The sequence below is a fragment of the Dyadobacter sp. HNCC25DJ184 genome (genome assembly GCF_056895215.1).
The window spans coordinates 1-19,342 of record NZ_JBXHAQ010000016.1 but is presented as its reverse complement, the minus strand read 5'-3'; the positions used below and the strand labels follow the sequence as shown (position 1 = coordinate 19,342).

The following is a 19,342-nucleotide window of genomic DNA, read 5'->3' as shown; positions in this document are numbered from 1 at the left end:
TCAAGTATGTGGCAATCAACCGTCATCACTTCCTTTTATAGTAATTGAGGGAAATGGCTGACGATTCACTTTTTTCACTGATAGTCAGGAATCCTAGAGCCTTGTTGTCAAAACATATACCCTCCCCCTGAGGCTCCGGCGCGATCAAAAGTGTTTTGTCCGATGTCCGGGTTAATGACTGCACAATCGATTCCCCCTGTCTCTTTTTCCAATAATATGCCACCAGGTACGTGCGGACAAGGATTTCATTACCATCATCGGAGATATCGGCTGCGGTTGCGAATTTTACCCCCGGTATTGCTCCAGAAAATTCCGCAGTTGCCACGTCGGTCGTAGATTGAGGATAAGGTAAACGATATATGTTTGTTGTAGTCAGCTCTTTCGACAGTATATAAAGATCTTTAGTGGCGGGATCAAGAAGAATGGACTCGGCATCTCTAGGGCCATCTGGATAGCGAAATTTTATCTTGTCAACCTTCGACTCATCAAATGCTGAAGTAACGCTACCGATTTCCTGCACACGGTATATTGTATTTTCGCTCACAACAGGCATATTATTATTTCCTATATCCGCGATGTACAGATAATTCACCCCATTCAGTGGGCCTGGACCAGAGGCTATATCCTCCCAATCATAATTCATGGTTCCCGGCACAGAAAATTCCTTGATGCTCTTCGCATCGCCAGACATAAGGTAAATAGAATTGGGTCCTCCAGAGTCCTGATGAGTCCAGTAATATCCATCCATATTTTTGGAAGGAGTAATACCGGAAGCTTCATCCACCAGCCCGGGGGCTATTGGATACTTTACCGGGGTCAAATCGAAATCTTCGGTCGGAGTGGGCGGTGTGGGCTTCGGATCATCTCCTCCGCATCCCGTGAAACAGGTTAGCCATACTGCTAAACATATGAGCTTGTTGATGTTCCTTGGCAAGCGGGATAAATTCATAAATGACTCTTCATGTTAGATTTGGTAAAAATACGTACTTTTGCGGCATTTATTATCAGGCAATTTTAATATACCAGTTACAAAAATCTATATGCTACGTTCACATACCTGTGGGGAATTAAACTTAAATCATGTTACTCAGGACGTTGTATTATGCGGATGGGTTCAAAGAGTTAGAGATAAAGGAGGGATGGTATGGCTCGATTTGCGTGACAGATATGGCATTACCCAATTGCTTTTTGAAGAGGGAAAAACATCAGCGGAAGTTTTAAATATTGCCAGATCGCTAGGACGAGAGTTCGTAATTTCCGCGAAGGGGATAGTAATTGAAAGACTTTCTAAAAACGATAAGATAGCAACAGGCGCCATTGAGATCAGAGTCTCTGAATTGTCAATCTTAAATCCCGCAAAACTACCTCCGTTCCTGATCGAGGATGAGACCGATGGTGGTGATGATATTCGCATGAAATATCGCTACCTGGATCTCAGACGAAACACCGTTCGTAAAAATCTACAGTTAAGACATCAGGTTGCAAAATATACCAGAGCTTATCTTGATCAACTGGATTTCATCGAGGTGGAAACACCGGTTTTGATCAAGTCCACTCCAGAAGGTGCCCGTGATTTTGTGGTTCCAAGCAGGATGAATCCGGGCGAGTTTTATGCGCTCCCTCAATCACCTCAAACCTTCAAACAATTATTGATGGTAGCCGGTTTTGACCGCTATTATCAAATTGTAAAATGTTTCAGAGACGAAGATTTGCGCGCAGATCGCCAACCTGAGTTCACTCAGATTGACTGCGAAATGTCGTTCGTAACACAAGAAGATATCCTGAACACATTCGAAGGATTGATCCGTGATCTATTCAAAAATGTAAAGGATTTGGATCTCCCTGAGGTACCACGAATGAGCTATGCAGATGCTATGCGCCTGTACGGATCGGACAAACCGGATATCCGTTTCGATATGCAGTTTGTTGAATTGAAAGGAAAAGATGCAGATCTGACTTCCGGACAAGGCTTTTCAGTTTTCGACGATGCGGAACTGGTCGTTGGAATATGCGCAACAGGGTGTGCTGAATATACCAGAAAACAAGTTGACGAGCTAACGGACTGGGTGAAACGCCCGCAAATTGGCGCGAAAGGGCTTATTTATGTGAGATACAATGCAGATGGATCTGTTAAATCCAGCGTCGATAAGTTTTATTCGGAAGAAATACTGAGAGGTTGGGTAGAAAAATTCAATGCTAAACCAGGCGATTTGTTGTTGTTGATCTCCGGAAATGGAGACAAAGCCCGCAAGCAATTGAATGAACTTCGTCTGGAAATTGGTTCAAGACTGGGCCTTCGAAATCCGGACGAATTCAGAGCACTTTGGGTGCTTGATTTCCCTCTTCTGGAGTACGGGGAAGAAGAAAATCGTTGGTTTGCAATGCACCATCCTTTCACCAGTCCAAAACCGGAAGATATTGACCTGCTGGAGACAAATTTGGGTGAAGTTCGTGCCAATGCATATGATATGGTTATCAATGGAGTTGAAGTGGGTGGTGGCTCTGTAAGAATCTTCGAAAAGGAGTTACAACAAAAGATGTTCGGGATATTGGGCTTTACTCCTGAAGAGGCTCAGGCTCAGTTCGGATTTCTTATGAACGCATTCGAATTTGGTGCCCCTCCTCATGCCGGAATAGCATTTGGCTTTGACAGACTATGCTCTATTTTCGGTGGCGTCGACTCCATCCGGGATTTCATTGCTTTCCCAAAAAATAATTCAGGACGTGACGTAATGATAGACTCTCCGTCAACAATTTCCGATGCCCAGCTAAACGAGCTCGGGATTAAGGTAAAATAAAATATTATTGTGTAGAAGCTGTTATACAGTTGTAACAAGTTTTTTGTAGTTTTAGTCAATTAAGCTTTTAGTAGCTTCCTTAGTCTTAATCTGCAAGATGTGAACTTGTTACAACTCGATATCAGGTTTCGAAGTACACTTAACTATTTCTCGCACTGCATGCATTATAAAATTACTTCAACGCTCCTAAAAGGTCTCAAAACGCTTTCTCTTTTAGTTTTCTTATTCTCCTCAAGTGTTTCCTTTGGACAGAAGCCAACAACTACGGGTCCGATACCCATCGGAAATACGTCACCCGGAGACATAAAGATTGATCAGATTTCGAATCAGCAAGCTTCCGACTTTTACAACAGAGCCCGTTCTGCAGGAATGTCAGACAAAGATATTCAACGGGCAGCCTTGCAGCGCGGTTACAGTCAGGATCAAATTAATCTGATGTTGAAAAAAGCTCAAGTTGACGAAAAAAACGCAACTCAGGAGGAGCAAAGAAACAATGATGAAACCCGTGAGCAGCAGGATGAACTCGACGAAGATATCTCCACAGAACTTGATACATCAGCTGCTGGCCAAAGCAGGAGGCTAAACCGTGCCTTCCAGATTTTCGGCTCCTCCTTCTTTAGAACATCGTCAAGCACTTTCGAACCCAACCTAAGGATTGCAACACCCACCAATTACATTCTTGGCCCGGAAGATGAACTAACAGTTGATATCTATGGAAATTCCGTTGACAATTTCCAGCTCAAAGTTAGCCCGGAAGGGACCGTAAAAATGCTTAATCTGGCACCTGTATATGTGAACGGATTAACAATCGAACAAGCTGAAAGTAAAATTTTAGGTCGCCTTAGACAAGCATATTCGACCCTTAACAGGCCTGGCTCAGGAACATATTTCACTTTGTCACTGGGTAATGTCAGAAGTATTAAGGTGATGGTTACCGGAGAGGTGTTGAAGCCGGGAACTTACACAGTATCATCACTTGCAACGGCTTTCAATGCTTTATACGTGACAGGCGGACCTACCCGAAACGGCTCCTTCAGAGATATTGAGATCATCAGAAACAACAAAGTTATTCGAAAGATTGATTTATATAACTTTCTGGTGGATGCCAACATGAAGGACAACATTGGTCTTCGTGATCAGGACATTATTCTCGTCCGTCCGTATAAAAAACGCGTGCAGCTTCTTGGTGAACTCAAAAGAATCGGAATCTTTGAGGCAACGGAAAATGAATCCGTTGAAGATCTGATACGATACGCAGGAGGCTTTAATACGGTTGCACTGACCAGCTCAATCAATTTCCAAAGAAATACCGGGAAGAACTACGTGATCGGCTCGATCCCTGATTCTCTATTTTCAAGTAGTAAACCTCAAAATGGAGATATTTTCACGGTTGATAAAATACTTGAAACTATTGCAAATCAGGTTGAAGTGAAAGGAGCTGTAACAAGACCCGGCATTTATCCTCTTGAAGATAACTGCAATACCGTTTTAGAATTGCTTACGAGAGCTGACGGCGTATCTGCCCGAGCCTTTATGAACAGGGCTACGCTTGAAAGAAGTGGCGGTCCCGGTTCTGTAGCCTTAATAGCCATTGACATGACTAAGTTATTTAATCATGAAATTGAAGATATTCCATTGGTACCCGGAGATGTCCTTTCTGTCAAATCGGTAGACGAGCTTCATGAATCTGCCTTTCTAACAATCGCCGGCTCAGTTATAAGCCCTGGTACTTTTCCATATTTCAGTAACATAAGTATACCTGATCTGGTGTTTCAGGCGGGAGGGTTTCGCGAAGGGGGGATCCCTTATCGCATCGAGGTATCGAGGAGAATAAAAAATGATACGATAGGTATTCCTGAAACACAGAATGTTAAAATCTTCACACTCAATATCGACGAAAATTTAAAGGTTACTTCCGACGACCAGAATTTTTCATTACAACCTTACGACATCGTAATGGTGAGGTATTCACCTAGATATGAGACACAAAAGATAGTCAGCGTGCTGGGAGCGGTCACATATCCGGGATCCTACACAATTCTAAACAATTTTGAGAGAATTTCTGATTTGTTACCCAAAGTTGGTGGATTGAAGCCGGAAGCAAATCTATCCGGTGCACGATTTTACAGAAATAGTGAATTAATAGCAATTGATCTCGAGGCCGTAAGTAAGAATCCCTCGCTGCAGTCCAACCTTCTGTTGATGAATAATGATTCACTGACAATTCCTACGGCCTTGGAAACCGTAAGGATTAACGGGGGCGTATTCAACCCTTCTGCCGTTAATTTCGACAACAATTTCTCATTTAAAGATTATATATCTCAGGCGGGAGGCTACATGGAAGGTGCTTGGAAAAACCGTATATATGTAACCTACCCGAACGGCAGGACGCATCGTACAGGCAAATTTCTATTTTTCCGTTCATATCCTACGGTGCAACCAGGATCTGTGATCAGCGTGCCGATCAAAGCAGCTAAAATTGATCGTACGATGACCCCTGGAGAAAGAATAGCAATATTTTCTTTGATTGCCAGCGTTTTAAGTACAATTGCCTTAACAGTTACCAGGCTGCAATAAAGCTTTGCAAGGTGAATTTGAAATCAGATTTATGATAGATTCGAGTGCGAACATGACTGAGAAAATAGAGGAAAAGGATATTCTTGAAAGAGCGCTTTTGTTCGTTCTCGATGTTTTGGGAAAGAATAAAATAAAACTTTTACTCGCTATGTTGATTGGTGGATTGCTTGGTGTGTCGACCAGTTTTCTAAAACCAAGGAAATACAAATCCAACACCATGCTATTACCGGAAATGACCCCGGGAGGGATGGGCTCGCTTGGTTCGCTTGCCTCTCTGGCGGGCATAGAAACAGGCGGATCAGGTAGCGAAACTGACGCAATTCGTCCGGATATCTTTCCCAACATTCTGAAAAGTTCTCCTGCCCTTCTCTATCTGCTAAGTCAACCTGTTCAGACTGATTCAGGGAAGCACTACAATACGCTGCTCAACTACTATGAAGAATTGCGTGGGGTGAGAGTTAATCCTCAATTCCTTAAGCTTAATACTGAAGACAGTATTTATAAATATAAAAAGCCGGAATTGGGGGTTATCGCGTCGTTAAAAGGATCAATAGAAGCAGAATATGACAAGAAATCAGGACTTATTTCTGTTTCTGTAGAAATGGAAGACGGGCATGTAGCAGCAATGGTTTTGACTAACGGAATAAAGTATCTCAGAACCTATGTGACAGATTATCGTTATGGAAAAAAACACAATCAAAAGGATTTCATCAATTCCCAATTACAGGTTGCGAAGGACAGAATGTTGAAAACCCGTCTTGCTCTACAATCATTTCGCGATAGAAACCGAAACCTTTTTCTAAACACTGCAAAAATTGAGGAAGACAAACTTGCAGACGCATATAGTATCGCGCAGGGGGTATACTCCTCTCTTCTTTCACAGTCGGAAACATTAGCTATTACTGAAAAACAGACAAAACCTGTTTTTGAAGTATTAGATCCACCAATGGTTCCAAATGGAAAAAGCAGCCCTAACCGACTATTTTACGGGCTTGGTGGATCAATTCTAGCCTTTATACTACTTTCAATTGCTCTGATTTTTATGTACAGGAGGACACCAACGAAACAACTTGTCAGCTCATCAATTGCATAATATCATCTCTCGTCAACGATTTAACGAATCCATCTTCACTGGATATCAAATCGTCAGCGAGTTGTTTTTTGGTACGTTGTAAGGCTAATATCTTCTCTTCAACTGTATTCTTGGTAATAAACTTGTAAGTAAATACCGTCCTGTCCTGCCCTATCCGGTGCGCCCGATCCACCGCCTGGGCTTCGATCGCAGGGTTCCACCATGGATCCAGAATAAATACATAGTCTGCAGCGGTGAGATTTAATCCCAAGCCACCTGCTTTTAAGGATATCAGGAATATTCTAATGCCTGCGTTCTCCTGAAAACTTTCTACCTCCTTCTGCCTGTCTTTCGTAGATCCGTCCAGATAGGCATAGGCGACACCTCGCTCGTCCAAAACCGACCGGAACAAGTCAAGATGTTTAATATACTGACTGAAAATCAATATCTTATGATCTTCGCTAATAACCGTATCCAATTTATGAATTACGTCCTTAAACTTCCCTGAATCATGAATATATTCAGGATCAATCATTTTGGGGTGGTTAGCGATCTGACGTAGTTTAGTGAGCCCTTGCAAAACAATCATATGCGATTTTGACATTCCATCGGTATCAATACTCTCCAGTACCTTGTTACGGTAAAAAGCTTTTGCCTCCTCATATACCTTCTCCTGGTCTTCACTCATATCGCAATATTGGATATTCTCCACCTTTTCGGGCAGATCTTTTGCCACCTGCATTTTGTTGCGCCGGAGTATAAAAGGCTTGATCAGATTATATAGTCGTTTGCTTTTCTCCTCGTCATTTTTTCGTTCTATCGGAATTTGGAATTCGTCTCTGAAGAAAGCCTGGCTGCCCAGTAAACCTGGATTGACAAATGATATTTGCGACCAAAGATCCATCGTACTGTTTTCCACCGGGGTACCTGTCAATATCAGGCGATGCGCAGAATTCAGTCGTCTTACCGCTTTTGTGATAATGGAAGATGGATTCTTGATAGCCTGTGATTCGTCCAGAATCACATAATTGAACCGATGCGACTGGATCAATTCAATATCCAGCCTGACAATACCATAGCTGGTGATGATCAGGTCATACTGATCAAACTGCTCGGCATCCTTTTCGCGGTAGGTACCGGTGTATAAAAGAATTTTGATATCAGGCGTAAACTTCCCGGCCTCTAATACCCAATTGTATAGAAGAGACGTTGGGAGAATAAGAAGTGACGGAGCTATAACACCCGCCTCTTTTTCGGACAACAATAGCGCAAGGGTCTGTATTGTTTTCCCTAAACCCATGTCATCGGCGAGACAGCCTCCAAGTCTATACTGGTTTAAAAATCTAAGCCAATTGTAGCCGGCTTTTTGATACGGACGAAGTTCTCCTTTGAATTCCGATGGAATATCATATGCCGCTATTTTGTCAAAATCCCTTAGTCCTTCCAGCTTTCTGCTGATAATTGTCGTCGCCAGATTCTCTTCCTGTAGTTCCTGAACCAGAGCGATATGGTGCAAATGAATGCGAAGGTCATCACCTGAATCATCTGGTTCTGTAAAAGAAAACAGTTCAGAATATTTGGTAAACCACCATTCCGGAATTACGGCAATCTCGCCATTCGGCAGTGTAAACTCTTTTTTCCCATTTAAAATATAACTTCTCAGCTGAATAAATGGAATTTCAAATTCTCCAAAGACTACCCTCGCTTTAATATCGAACCAATCTCGTTCTTCTTTAATCGACACATCGATCGAGGAATAACCTAAGAAATATCGCTTGCCATCGCCTGCCTTTTGAGTGATAATTACACCCGCCTCTTCAAGTTGGCGAGCGTTACTCTGCAGCCAACCAAATGCCTCATTTTTTGACAATAGCACCTTGCCGGTTGTAAGATTCAAACCCCATCCCTTTAGAGTTGCAATGCTCTTTTTTTCGAATTCTGTATGACGATTTACTTTAAAAAACTGATAGTCGCTCCCATTCTTGTGCATTTCGACGCTCGTAGTGGCCGTCGAAGCATCGTATTTCAACTGGAAGTCACCATACTGAAAGTATACATCCATCAGCACGTCCTCCGGTTCATTTTCCAGAAGCCCCTCCTCTCCTCCCTGCTCATCAAAGAGTGCGGAAACGACCTTCGGCGACCGGTTATACTCAGAGATTTTAAGAATCATGGCAGGTGCGGAAGAAATTTGTTTAATTTCAAAGCCTTTTGCCACGACATCATGACTCGCAATCAGTGGAGCAACAAATTTTTTATAATACTGCTCTTCCATATTAGATGGAATAGCGATAAATTTTTTGGCAAGAAATGGCTTTATCTTTTTGCCATCTAAATTTCCTTCAAAGTGATACAGATGCCCTTCTACGACAAGCCACGCTGGCTCTTCGCATATCAGAATTGCATTTTTATATTGAAATTCAAGTTTCTTTGATTGATGAATTATAGTTGGAAAATAGTGCGTATTGTTCTCATTCCTCATCAAGTGAAACCGAATTTTGGCTTTTTCTTTTTCCCAAATGATTGGCTTCCAGAGCGGGTTCCCATCGCTTCCCATTACGAAAAGTGCCTTTTCGTCGAGCAGAGCGAGTATTTGCGCTTTGCACTCTTCCAGATACGCACTGATTCGCTCTTGTATTCCCTTATCACCTTTTTGCGGATCGTATATCTTCAGAAAGAAATCAACTGCAGAAAGTTTTTTCGGATTATATTTTTTCAGGATAACATCCTGCTGAATATTGTCAATTAGTTTAACCAGTTCGAAATCGCTTTTATCAAGTTGCGATTTAAACTCGTCTACATTCTTGGAGGAAATATTCTGAATTTGAAAAGTGAAGTCTCCCTGACTGTCGAGCTGAACTACAAAAGACTCAAAAATGTAGCCCAGGTACTCGTGATTGAGAATTGAATATATAATTTTAAAGGGTTCGCTAGGAGATACTTTCATTTCACATTGTTTTACAATACCTGACTATCACCTTGAGAGCGGGTCAAAAGGAAGAAAACTGACCACGTTAAGTTTCGGTTAACTTCAAATATAATAAAAAGGAAAGAAAAGACGCTTCCGTTTTGCGAAAGTATCAAAGAGAGTTATTAACACCCTTCGCTTTTGAGGTAGGGTTATTTTTTACCGATTGATTCTCCAAAACAATAAAAGGAACATTGAGCCCCCAGTAAGGTTTGAGGCCCGGTTGATTAACAAATCCTTTTGCAAAATTGCCCAACAGTATATCCATATCTCCATCATGGTCAATGTCGCCTGCGTCCATACATATCCAGCGACCGTGTTGAGATACTGGAGGACTGAAAATTAAAAATTCAGGATTGGCTTTCTGGCCCTTCTTTTGTTCAAAGTAAAGAAAGGTTTCGGAGGGGTTATTGACCAAATCGCCAAAAAAAGCAATAGCGGCCATATCTTTCAAACCATCCAGGTTAAAGTCTGCCACAATCACTTTGGTACTGCCATTGACCGGATAAAATGACGTTTGCTTAAACTCGAAGTTTCCCTGATTCTGGAAAATGTATATTCCGTGATATGGTTTCAATATCCTTGAGTAATCGCTGTTATCCCCGGCTGTGTAGATGATATCTAAATGTGAATCATTGTTCATATCGGCCAATTGAAAACTACTCGAGCCGTAAACGGGGGCAAATGCAAGCAATTTCTTTTCACTAAAACCTCCCATTTTATTGTTTTCAAAAAGCCATATCCCTTCATCTGCGTGCGCAAAAAGTGCCACAATATCCATCCATCCATCATGATTGAAGTCTACATTGACTGCCTGGGTGGCGCCGGCGACTGCTCGAATTGGAATAGTTTTGAAAGAATGGTCTTTCCCCTGCTGCAGTAGATATAATCCACCTTGTTCATGACCGAAAGAGCACACGATAAAATCTTCCAGCCCATCTTTGTTAAAATCTGACTTGGCCAATTGAATGGGTCTCCCAAAACCTGCAGCCAAATTGCCAAGCATGTGGGTATTGTCATATCGTGAAATATCGCCATTTGGTATATCGATCGCCCGCATTTCACCAATTGAGGAAATTATCTGCTCGCCCTCACTATTTCGCAACATATCAACGGCTGCCGATTTGAGCGTGAGAGAACTTAACTTTTTAAGTTCATCGGACCATTGGGTCAAATCGGAAACATCTGCCGAACCGGTAAAAATGTGACCTGAAAGAGAATCATATTTTACCATAGTAGTCATGGCCATTTCCTCAAAGTTTCCGTTTGGTTCTCTCAATTGAAACGGAGCCCAATCCTTGACAGGTTGCAATTTAGGTTTTGCAGGTTCAAGTTTCTGTGGAGCCAGAGAATCATAATAAGCGAGTATTTCGTCCCATTCCGCCAGAGATAATACTGAACTCGGTCCAGTATAATAGCTGTCGCCCTGATAGGTTTCAATACCCAGTCGAGCTGCCATGGCGGGTAAAACCCGTTTCGCCCATGTTTCTTTATCCAAAGATTCAGCGAAAACAGGGATGTGACAATTGCTGCAATACTTTTTTACCAAAGCCTCTCCCTTTTCCCGCTGCGCAGATCTTTCATCGGTCTTCGAATTTCCACATCCGAAAAGAATAGTAATAAAAACGGCAGAAATAATGGATTTAGCAAAAAAAAGCATCAGTTACAATTTTATCTATATACCAAAAGAGGCAGTAATTAGCTGCCTCTTTTGAATCTGAAATTTAAGAAAAACTATTGGTATCCCGGGTTTTGTTTCAACGAAGATACACCACCTTTTGTGCTCAAATCAATCTGACGTTGCGGGATCGGGAAGTATTCATTAACCCCTTTGGTAAATTTACCACCGCTAACATCCGGCGTGATTTTGCTTTCAAAATCCAAGTATGAATTCAACGCCTGATCTGCAATTCCCCATCGAGACAAGTCAAAGAATCGGTGACCTTCCATCGCAAGCTCCAGTTTACGCTCGAAATAAATCGCTTTCAATGCACCGTCCTTACCTTTCCCTGAGAACGAACCAGCAGGATAAACAGCAATTTTGTAATTAGCAGCAGGTGTGGTTGTAAAACCTCCCAGCGGATTGCTATCGCTCTTATAGGTATAAACCATACTTTCCGGTTTGGCAGCACGAGCACGAACCATGTTTACGTATTCCTGCGCTTTATCCAAACTTCCAGCTTGTGCTTCGGCTTCGGCAGCCATCAACAATACATCGGCAAAACGAATTACCTGAACGTTGATTGCAGTACCAGGAGCCCATGAGTGCTGATCTGAATAGATATCCTGAGTCGCCTGCCAGTACATGTTCTTTTTAGGCGAGTAAGGACCCGCATATGTCTGGTCACGTATCCACGTACGACCAGGGTGATTTCCCCAGTCAAGGAAAGGAACACCACGGCGTCCTACTGACCAGTCGATACGAGGATCAAGCGGAGTAGTAGCGTCTGGAGTAAACGGCTTGTCCGAATCGATTCCCATGTCGTTTTTCAAAACTTTGGAGTTGTATGTATCCACCATTGGAAGACCATCAGCGTCCGTTTGGAATGAGTTGGCCAAATCGATACTAGGTTGGAAAAATCCGCAGCAACGGAACGGCGAGTTGTATGGGAAGTTCAACATGCCACCTGTGTTCGCGTTATCGATTGTACTGGTTCCGTCGTTAGCAGCCATCTGAATAGCAAACACAGACTCTTCCATGTTTTTCTTCGCTGCATCAAAGTTGTCCTGATACTTTGGCATCAATGCGTATTTCACACCTTTGCTCGTTACGCCCTGACTAATTACCTGATCGAAAATAGTTTTCGCTTCTGCATACTTCTTTTCATATAGATAGGTTTTACCTAAGTATGCGGCAGCAGCCCACTTGTTAACGCGCCCCACAGAAGCCTGTGTTGCCGGCAAGTTGTCCATCGCAAATTTAAAATCAGCCTCAATATTCGGCCAGATGTCCACATCGTTTTTCACCGCGGCAGGATCCTCGGTTGTTTCGTCAACCCATGGAACCATATTGAACATCTTTTTCAGTTCAAAATAATAGTGGCCACGTAAGAAACGAGCCTGAGCCTGAAAACTCAGGATATCAGCAGCAGTTGCTCCGTCGGTGATCTGAGGTGCCAATCGAAGAACGGTGTTCGCACGGTTTATACCTTCGTAGACTGCTTTCCATTTACTGTTGAAAAAGCCATTACTTGGACCGGCGCTATATACCATGATCGAGTTGATACCCGCCTGGTCAGAGCCATCACTACCTTTTTTAGCATCACCACCCGCAATACTACCATATATCCAGTTGTCTGCGGCAGCATCCCAGGCACTGGCAGCTCCTACCCCATTACCGTCAAGGGCTGCATATGCACCTATCAGCAGATTTTCGACACCTGGTTTGGTATTTAATTGTGCATCACTCAATGCACCCAAAGCAGGTTGCTCCAGGAATTCGTCTTTACAAGCATTAGATGCCAGACCTAAGGCTATAATGAGTGCTATTTTAGAAAAATTAAATTTCTTCATCTTTTTTCTGTTTAAGAATACAGCGATTAGAATGTCAAATTTAAACCGATCAGCCACTGACGGGTGTTTGGATAAACACCTTCATCAAGTCCAAATGCTGTTGAACCATCAACCTGGCTTTGTCCAACCTCAGGATCCGGACCAGAATATTTTGTGATGGTAAACAGATTAGCACTTTGCAAATAAATTCTTGCTCTTTCGATCTTCGCTTTCGAAAGCAATGACTTCGGCAAAGTATAGCCAATTTGTGCATTCTTGGCACGGAGGTACGATCCCTTTTCCACATAGTACGAGTTAGGAACGTTGGTAGTACTGAAAGAACCTGTATTTTCCTGAATTGGCGCTTTTGCGTCCATATGATCGGGAGTCCATGAATTGTAAAGTGCTGTGTTGCTTTTCGCACCCTGGAAGTTCGGATAGAAATCATGCCACCATTTCAGGTTGTTCCAGATATCATTTCCTGATACACCGTAGAAGAAAATACCGAAATCGAAGTTTTTGTAAGATGCACCCAGGTTCAAGCCATAGCTAAATTTAGGACTTGGATTTCCAAGATATGTGCGGTCATCAGCAGTGATAATTCCGTCACCGTTTATATCCGCATATCTAAAACGACCTGGTTTCACTTCTGCCTGATACACTGCGCCGGTGTTTCCTGTGGAAGATTGTGCATTCTCATTTGCCTGGTCAATCTCTTGTTGCGAATTCCAGAAACCGTCAATTTTGTAACCAAAGAACTGACCGATTGAATGACCAACACCGTTGCGTACGATTGTGCTTCCATTGAAACGACGACCTTCCTGATCGAAATAATCAACACCGTCGGTGATTTTTACAATTTTGTTATTGTAAGTAGTCAAAGTCACGGTCGCGCTCATTTTCAAATCCTTCGTCACATTCTTCTCTCCATAGATTGACATATCAATCCCCTTGTTCTTCATTTTACCAATGTTGACTGCTGGGGCAGTACCTTGACCTACGGTTCCTGCCAGTTCAGGAGAGAAAAGAAGATCTTCGATATTTTTTTGGTAATAATCAATTGTGAAATCAATTGCACCGTTGAACAACTGAGCATCTAACCCAATGTTTGAGTTGATGTTGCGTTCCCATTTAGCAGCTGGATTTCCAACTCTTGTACGCTGGAATCCTTGAACTGTACTGTTGCCGGTTCCATTGATATCGTAAAATGAGTTGCTTCTGTTTTGTCCGTAAGTGGTGAAGGCATTGGCAGTTGAGATATTAAACTGGTTACCCATAATACCATATCCACCACGAATTTTCAAATCAGAAATCCACTTAACTCCTTTCATAAAATCCTCTTCGCTTACTCTCCAGCCTGCGCTGATAGCCGGGAACACACCATATTGCGAAGTAAATTTCGATGAACCATCGCGACGAACCGTTCCGCTTAACAGGTAACGATCTTTGAAAGTATAATCGATACGACCTATATAGGAGAATAAAGCTTCTGCTCCCACAAAACTTGAATGCGTTTGAGTACCAGAGCCTGTCGAAAGGTTCGTATAGTTAGGGTCAAACGAGAAATAACTCTGTGTTGTACCGGAGATACCACGATTGTTTGCACGATATGCCTCTGTACCTGCCAAAACTTTCAAAGCATGCAAGTCATTAAACGTATGTTCGTACGTCAACGTATTCGTCCATGTCCAGTTGTAGCCCGTACTCCAGTTCTCTGTATAGGCATTGACCGTAGTATTTTCGGAGTTTTCCCACTCAGGATATTGGAAAGAATGAGAAGAACCTGAATACATACCACCACCAAAACTTGTTCTTGCAACCAAATCCTTCGCGATATCGATCTCTGCATACATGTTACCCAAAAGGTTATTTCCCAATCCACGGTTGTTACGTGTACGATCCATAATTGCAACAGGGTTTTTAGCATTTCCCAAACCGCTACCAAACGATCCAGCATAGTTTCCTCTTACGTCATATACAGGGATAATTGGCTGCATTCTGAATGCCATACCAATCCCTCCACCTTCCTGAAGTACCCCGATTTGTGGGTTATCAACCAATGACAAAGCTATATTCTCACCGATCCGAACATGCTTGCCAACATTATACTGGCTGTTTGCACGAATGGTGTACCTTTTCATATAGGTATTATCCAGGTTACCTTTTTGGTTGAAGTAATTGAACGAGAACATATAGTTACCTTGCGTTCCGCCTCCGCTCACAGTAAGATTATGGCTTTGAATTGGCGCGTTATGGAATACCGTGTGAAACCAGTCAGTACCTTCTTTGTTGGCCTTAACAATTCTTGTGAACGAGTCCATATCTGCCTTATCAGTATAGTTCGGGTTTACATAGTAACTGTTCAAATCCACTTCACCTTCTTTCTTTCCGGTCGGAACGATATAGTCCGGCAGAATTGGAGTTGAGCCTGTGCCATATTGAGGATCGTTAAGCGCTGCACCAGAATTTTTCAATGCCATCCATTTCAAATCGGCCATACCTTGAGAAGAAAGGATATCGTAAACGTTTCCTTTTTTCACAGTTTGAGTACCATAATAGGTATCATAGCTTACGCTCACTTTTCCTTTTCCACGTTTCGTAGTGATGATCACAACACCATTTGAAGCTCTTGAACCGTATATCGAAGCAGAACCGGCATCTTTCAATACCTGCATGGAAGCGACGTCGTTAGGGTTCAGGTTATTTATATCCTGAGTTGGAACACCGTCCACAACATATAAAGGGGTGTTGTTTCCAAAAGAGTTGATACCACGAATACGTATTTGCGGAGCCTGACCCGGCTGTCCTGAAGTAAGAACCGTAACACCTGAGGCACGTCCTTGAAGCTGATTCGTCAGGTTTGAGTTTGGCTGTTCTTTCAAATCTTCCACCTTAACGACAGAAACTGCACCAGTTAAGTCCTTTTTCTTAGCTGTGCCATAACCCACTACGATTACTTCGCTCAGAATTTTTTCGTCGGTGGCCAATACAACATTTACCGATGTTTGATTTCCCGTAACTTCCACCTCTTTAGGCGCATAACCTACAAAGCTAAAAACAAGGGTAAATGGACCATCAGGACCAGAAAGGGAATAATTACCATCCACATCAGAACTTGTTCCGCGCTGAGTTCCTTTTACAAGAACTGAAACTCCTGGCAAATTGCTGCCAGAGTTATCGGTGACAGTACCTTTAACAGTACGGTCTACAAACTGGCTTTCTTTAAAGGATGCGGGTGCCAGTACTTCTTCCTTTGCTTTCTTTCTTTTTAAAATAATTTGTTTTCCAGACACTTCATAGTCCAGATCCAGAGGAGTTAATATGGCATTCAATGCTTCGCCTAGGCGCTCCTGCTGTACGTTCACATTCACCTTTCTTTCTGATTTGATCAGACTTGAACTGTAAAGGAATTTGACTTTAGCCTGACTTTCGATATTCGAAAGCACCTTTTGCACGTTCTGATTTTCAGCTTTTAAAGTTATCCGGCTGTTGAGTATTTCCTGGGCCTCGCTCGCGCCGGCCAGGGTAATACTTGACACCAGACCTGCAAATAAGAGCTGTATAAAACTAAATCTCATAATCCACTGCCAGTGAGCATAGTTAGGATACATTTTTTTCATAACTTTACACAAGTTTTGTTTTTAATGAATAATTGGGCAAAACACTACCTCCTTCCGCCAAAATCGGAAGCAATCTTCAGAAGAGGTTGAACTTTAGGTTGATGATGTTCGCACCATCATCAACTTTTTTTTGGTGCAGAATTGTTTATTTCATTCAGTAACTGGGGATAGATAGGTTAGAAAATATAGCTAGGTTTGTTAAAATTCTATTCTTATTCGCAACCGCGGCCGCTTATGACAATATGCGTTCCCAACACCTGATATTCAGCCTCGATACCTTTACAAATCAGGTCTATCTTTTCAAAAAGTGTCTCATTGGTAAATTCGGCAGTAAGCAGGCATGATCCGAGTACCTTTTCGTCATAATCTATGATAACACCGTATGATGCGTGAAGGCTGGCAAGAATATCCATCACCTTGGCATCCTGAAACTTCGAAATAGGTGGCGCAATTTTCTCACCTTCAATGATCACAGGCACTTCAACCAATAATTTCCGGAGCTGTCCCTTTCCGCTAACACGGTCAAAAAGCATTCTTTCATTGGGTAACAGCACCAAGGGATCTTCCATTACCACCTCCTTTTCAATATCCTCCCGCGCCGACACCGACACTTTCCCTGTACGAACATTAACCTCGATTTCACCATCTGCTTCAAAGGCTTTTATCAGGAAACTTGTCCCCAATACCTTTGTTACTATCTCTCCGGCATAAACATAGAATGGTCGCTCCGGATTTTTCTTTACTTTGAAAAATGCCATTCCAGTCAGGTATACTTCCCGTAGCTTGGTTTGGCCGTAATTTTGTGAGAACGATATTTTACTATGCGGGTGAAGGGTGACTATGCTGCTATCGGGCAGAACGACGTCTGTCAAACCAGCTCCCCTATTTTCTTTTTCAGTCAGTTCATCAGGTGCGGCGGCAACCAAAGCTTGGTAGGTAATACCACAGTCTTGATTAAATCTCAATACGCCAAAACTTACGATTATTGCTAAAACTGCCGCGGCGCTTAGGTATATCAGTTTGAAATTTCTTGGCTTAAAAACACTCGATGATTCTTCAATTGTTCTTGAATGGATTCTATACCATAGACTGTCCACAGCTTCATCAGATGGACCGTCATGTGCAACGTCTTTCTCTATGGAAAGTAATATCGTCTGAGCTGTTTTAATAACGTCCAGCTTGTCAGGATTTTTTTCCATGAAATTTTCCCAAAAACCGGAGGCTTCAGGATTTACGCCATAAACCCATGACCGAAAAAAGTCATCTTCCAGAAAATCAGAAACCTCGTATAAGTGATACCCCATGAATTGAACTATTCTACGGAAAAATTAAATATCCCCGTCATATGCAAGAGCACAATCGGCATATTTTTAACTCACTTATTCAAAAAAAAATTAAAAAAGTTGGAATAATGCAATGGCTAAAATTGCAAAAGAAAGCTGCCGAAGTCGGCTAAGCGCACGTTGGAGGATATTTCGAACGGATTGCTCGTTGATATTGAGCATGGTCGAAATCTGTGAATAGCTAAAATCCTGGTAGTATCGTAACACAAGCACCTCGTATTGACGGGAAGACAGATTCGTGAGCCATAAGCCAATTTCTGCTTCCAATTGTTTTTGCTCTTCCTCTTCAATAATCTCCAATTCTTTGGAAAATGCAACGGGCAAATTGACCTCACAAGTAGTGTCCAGTGCCTGCTCGATACCGTCTGTCTGATTCCTTGATTTAAAAATCTTCCTTCTCAGAGCGCGGAACATATAGAACCGTGGAGATTCTATGTCGGAAAGAAATGCCCTGCGCTGCCATAATTCAATAAAAAGATCCTGAATATGGTCCTCAACTACCTTCTCGTCACATATCAGCTTTTTCCCATAACTATACAATGCATTGATATTTAAACGGTAGAGCTCCGAAAAGGCTTGCTCATCACCCTGTTTAAATGCCTTCCACAAAGATTGCTCGTTTGAAAGTGTAGAGATGTTGTTCAATGACGTTAGGTTTTCAACAAATGTATCAAACTTTCTTCGAATTGAACAATTACAAAAGGCACATTTATACTATTATGGCATATTCTGATAGAATTTTGATGTTTCCTGTAAGAAACCGCCGGTATACCAGTAGGCAAAGTCACCGCTGGATGCATTACCTTAACCCTTGTAGCCTTTTCAAAAAAAATTTGGGAGAAACTGCAAATAATAATATTTAAGATTTGCAGCAAACACTGAAGAAGTCTTGTATTTATTTTTACATTAGAGAACAATTAGTAACCGACTCCGTAGCTCAGCTGGTAGAGCAACAGACTCTTAATCTGTGGGTCCTGAGTTCGAACCTCAGCGGGGTCACTTCTTGAATTCTCGAACAGTGAGGCCGATGTATGGGAGACTTGCCACTGCTCCAATTGCCCAGCCATTTGAATATGCCTGAATGATTCACTTCGAGACATAGCGAAAGACAACATTTGCCATCGGAGAAAATGTCTGTTTTGCGATAAAATTGGCGATTAAATTCAGATTCAAAAACTGGCTGGTTTCATCAAATAGTAAATCAGAGGCACGCTTTCGTCATTTTGTTTTTGAAGATTATGCAGAACATTCCAGTTTTAATCCTATAGGACAACTCAGTCAGGCGTACTCGAAAGCAGATAACTACTATTCGAGCGAATTAAACCCAAGGAAATACTTATGTGGAGAATTTTAGTATAAGTGGCTCATTAAACTTAAACTACACTTTACTCGCGGCAGTAGAAGCGCAACGAGCAGTTACCAAACATCTATTTCTTAAGGTATGCCATTCTATAAGGACCCCTCAATATTTG

At 42.2% G+C, this 19,342-nt stretch carries 10 protein-coding genes and 1 tRNA gene; 4 read left to right on the top strand and 7 right to left on the bottom strand.

Going from position 1 to position 19,342, the window contains the following annotated elements; genetic code table 11:
- Positions 1-25: 25 nt before the first annotated feature.
- The gene (locus AC1XUD_RS21295) at positions 26-949 is read right to left on the bottom strand and encodes a PE-PGRS family protein (protein ID WP_483363042.1); all 924 of its coding nucleotides are present in this window, start codon (positions 947-949) and stop codon (positions 26-28) included.
- A 91-nt stretch (positions 950-1,040) separates the two neighbouring features.
- Here AC1XUD_RS21295 and aspS point away from each other — a divergent pair, with 91 nt between their 5' ends.
- The 3 genes from aspS to AC1XUD_RS21280 all read left to right on the top strand — a co-directional run bounded on the left by aspS (position 1,041) and on the right by AC1XUD_RS21280 (position 6,468).
- Complete coding sequence (aspS, locus tag AC1XUD_RS21290) at positions 1,041-2,798, top strand: aspartate--tRNA ligase (protein WP_483363041.1); 1,758 nt, start codon at positions 1,041-1,043, stop codon at positions 2,796-2,798.
- A 159-nt stretch (positions 2,799-2,957) separates the two neighbouring features.
- Positions 2,958-5,375: an SLBB domain-containing protein gene (locus AC1XUD_RS21285; protein ID WP_483363040.1), complete on the top strand. Its 2,418-nt coding sequence runs from the start codon at positions 2,958-2,960 to the stop codon at positions 5,373-5,375.
- 31 nt (positions 5,376-5,406) lie between these two features.
- The gene (locus AC1XUD_RS21280) at positions 5,407-6,468 is read left to right on the top strand and encodes a hypothetical protein (RefSeq protein ID WP_483363039.1); all 1,062 of its coding nucleotides are present in this window, start codon (positions 5,407-5,409) and stop codon (positions 6,466-6,468) included.
- On the opposite strand, the gene AC1XUD_RS21275 is transcribed toward AC1XUD_RS21280, so the two are convergent.
- From AC1XUD_RS21275 to AC1XUD_RS21250, 6 genes are all read right to left on the bottom strand, one after another.
- Complete coding sequence (locus AC1XUD_RS21275; protein ID WP_483363038.1) at positions 6,449-9,394, bottom strand: DEAD/DEAH box helicase; 2,946 nt, start codon at positions 9,392-9,394, stop codon at positions 6,449-6,451. The genes AC1XUD_RS21280 and AC1XUD_RS21275 overlap by 20 nt on opposite strands.
- 133 nt (positions 9,395-9,527) lie before the next feature.
- Positions 9,528-11,075, bottom strand: a complete 1,548-nt coding sequence (locus tag AC1XUD_RS21270) for an FG-GAP repeat domain-containing protein (RefSeq protein ID WP_483363037.1) — start codon at positions 11,073-11,075, stop codon at positions 9,528-9,530.
- A gap of 74 nt (positions 11,076-11,149) precedes the next feature.
- On the bottom strand, positions 11,150-12,928 hold the full coding sequence (locus AC1XUD_RS21265; protein WP_483363036.1) for a RagB/SusD family nutrient uptake outer membrane protein: 1,779 nt from the start codon (positions 12,926-12,928) through the stop codon (positions 11,150-11,152).
- Between the two features lie 26 nt (positions 12,929-12,954).
- Complete coding sequence (locus AC1XUD_RS21260) at positions 12,955-16,527, bottom strand: TonB-dependent receptor (RefSeq protein ID WP_483363035.1); 3,573 nt, start codon at positions 16,525-16,527, stop codon at positions 12,955-12,957.
- Between the two features lie 212 nt (positions 16,528-16,739).
- Positions 16,740-17,831 carry a FecR family protein gene (locus AC1XUD_RS21255; RefSeq protein WP_483363034.1) on the bottom strand — a complete coding sequence of 364 codons (1,092 nt, stop codon included), beginning with the start codon at positions 17,829-17,831 and terminating at the stop codon, positions 16,740-16,742.
- 90 nt (positions 17,832-17,921) lie between these two features.
- Positions 17,922-18,515, bottom strand: coding sequence for an RNA polymerase sigma factor (locus AC1XUD_RS21250; protein ID WP_483363033.1), 594 nt, complete (start codon positions 18,513-18,515; stop codon positions 17,922-17,924).
- 281 nt (positions 18,516-18,796) lie between these two features.
- Between AC1XUD_RS21250 and AC1XUD_RS21245 the strand changes: the two genes are divergently transcribed.
- Positions 18,797-18,869: transfer RNA gene (locus AC1XUD_RS21245), tRNA-Lys, on the top strand.
- Positions 18,870-19,342 lie beyond the last annotated feature (473 nt).

Coding starts and splice junctions, on each gene's coding strand:
- AC1XUD_RS21295 (WP_483363042.1), bottom strand. CDS start 949: ATGAATTTATCCCGCTTGCCAAGGAACATCAACAAGCTCATATGTTTA.
- aspS (WP_483363041.1), top strand. CDS start 1,041: ATGCTACGTTCACATACCTGTGGGGAATTAAACTTAAATCATGTTACT.
- AC1XUD_RS21285 (WP_483363040.1), top strand. CDS start 2,958: ATGCATTATAAAATTACTTCAACGCTCCTAAAAGGTCTCAAAACGCTT.
- AC1XUD_RS21280 (WP_483363039.1), top strand. CDS start 5,407: ATGATAGATTCGAGTGCGAACATGACTGAGAAAATAGAGGAAAAGGAT.
- AC1XUD_RS21275 (WP_483363038.1), bottom strand. CDS start 9,394: ATGAAAGTATCTCCTAGCGAACCCTTTAAAATTATATATTCAATTCTC.
- AC1XUD_RS21270 (WP_483363037.1), bottom strand. CDS start 11,075: ATGCTTTTTTTTGCTAAATCCATTATTTCTGCCGTTTTTATTACTATT.
- AC1XUD_RS21265 (WP_483363036.1), bottom strand. CDS start 12,928: ATGAAGAAATTTAATTTTTCTAAAATAGCACTCATTATAGCCTTAGGT.
- AC1XUD_RS21260 (WP_483363035.1), bottom strand. CDS start 16,527: ATGAAAAAAATGTATCCTAACTATGCTCACTGGCAGTGGATTATGAGA.
- AC1XUD_RS21255 (WP_483363034.1), bottom strand. CDS start 17,831: ATGGGGTATCACTTATACGAGGTTTCTGATTTTCTGGAAGATGACTTT.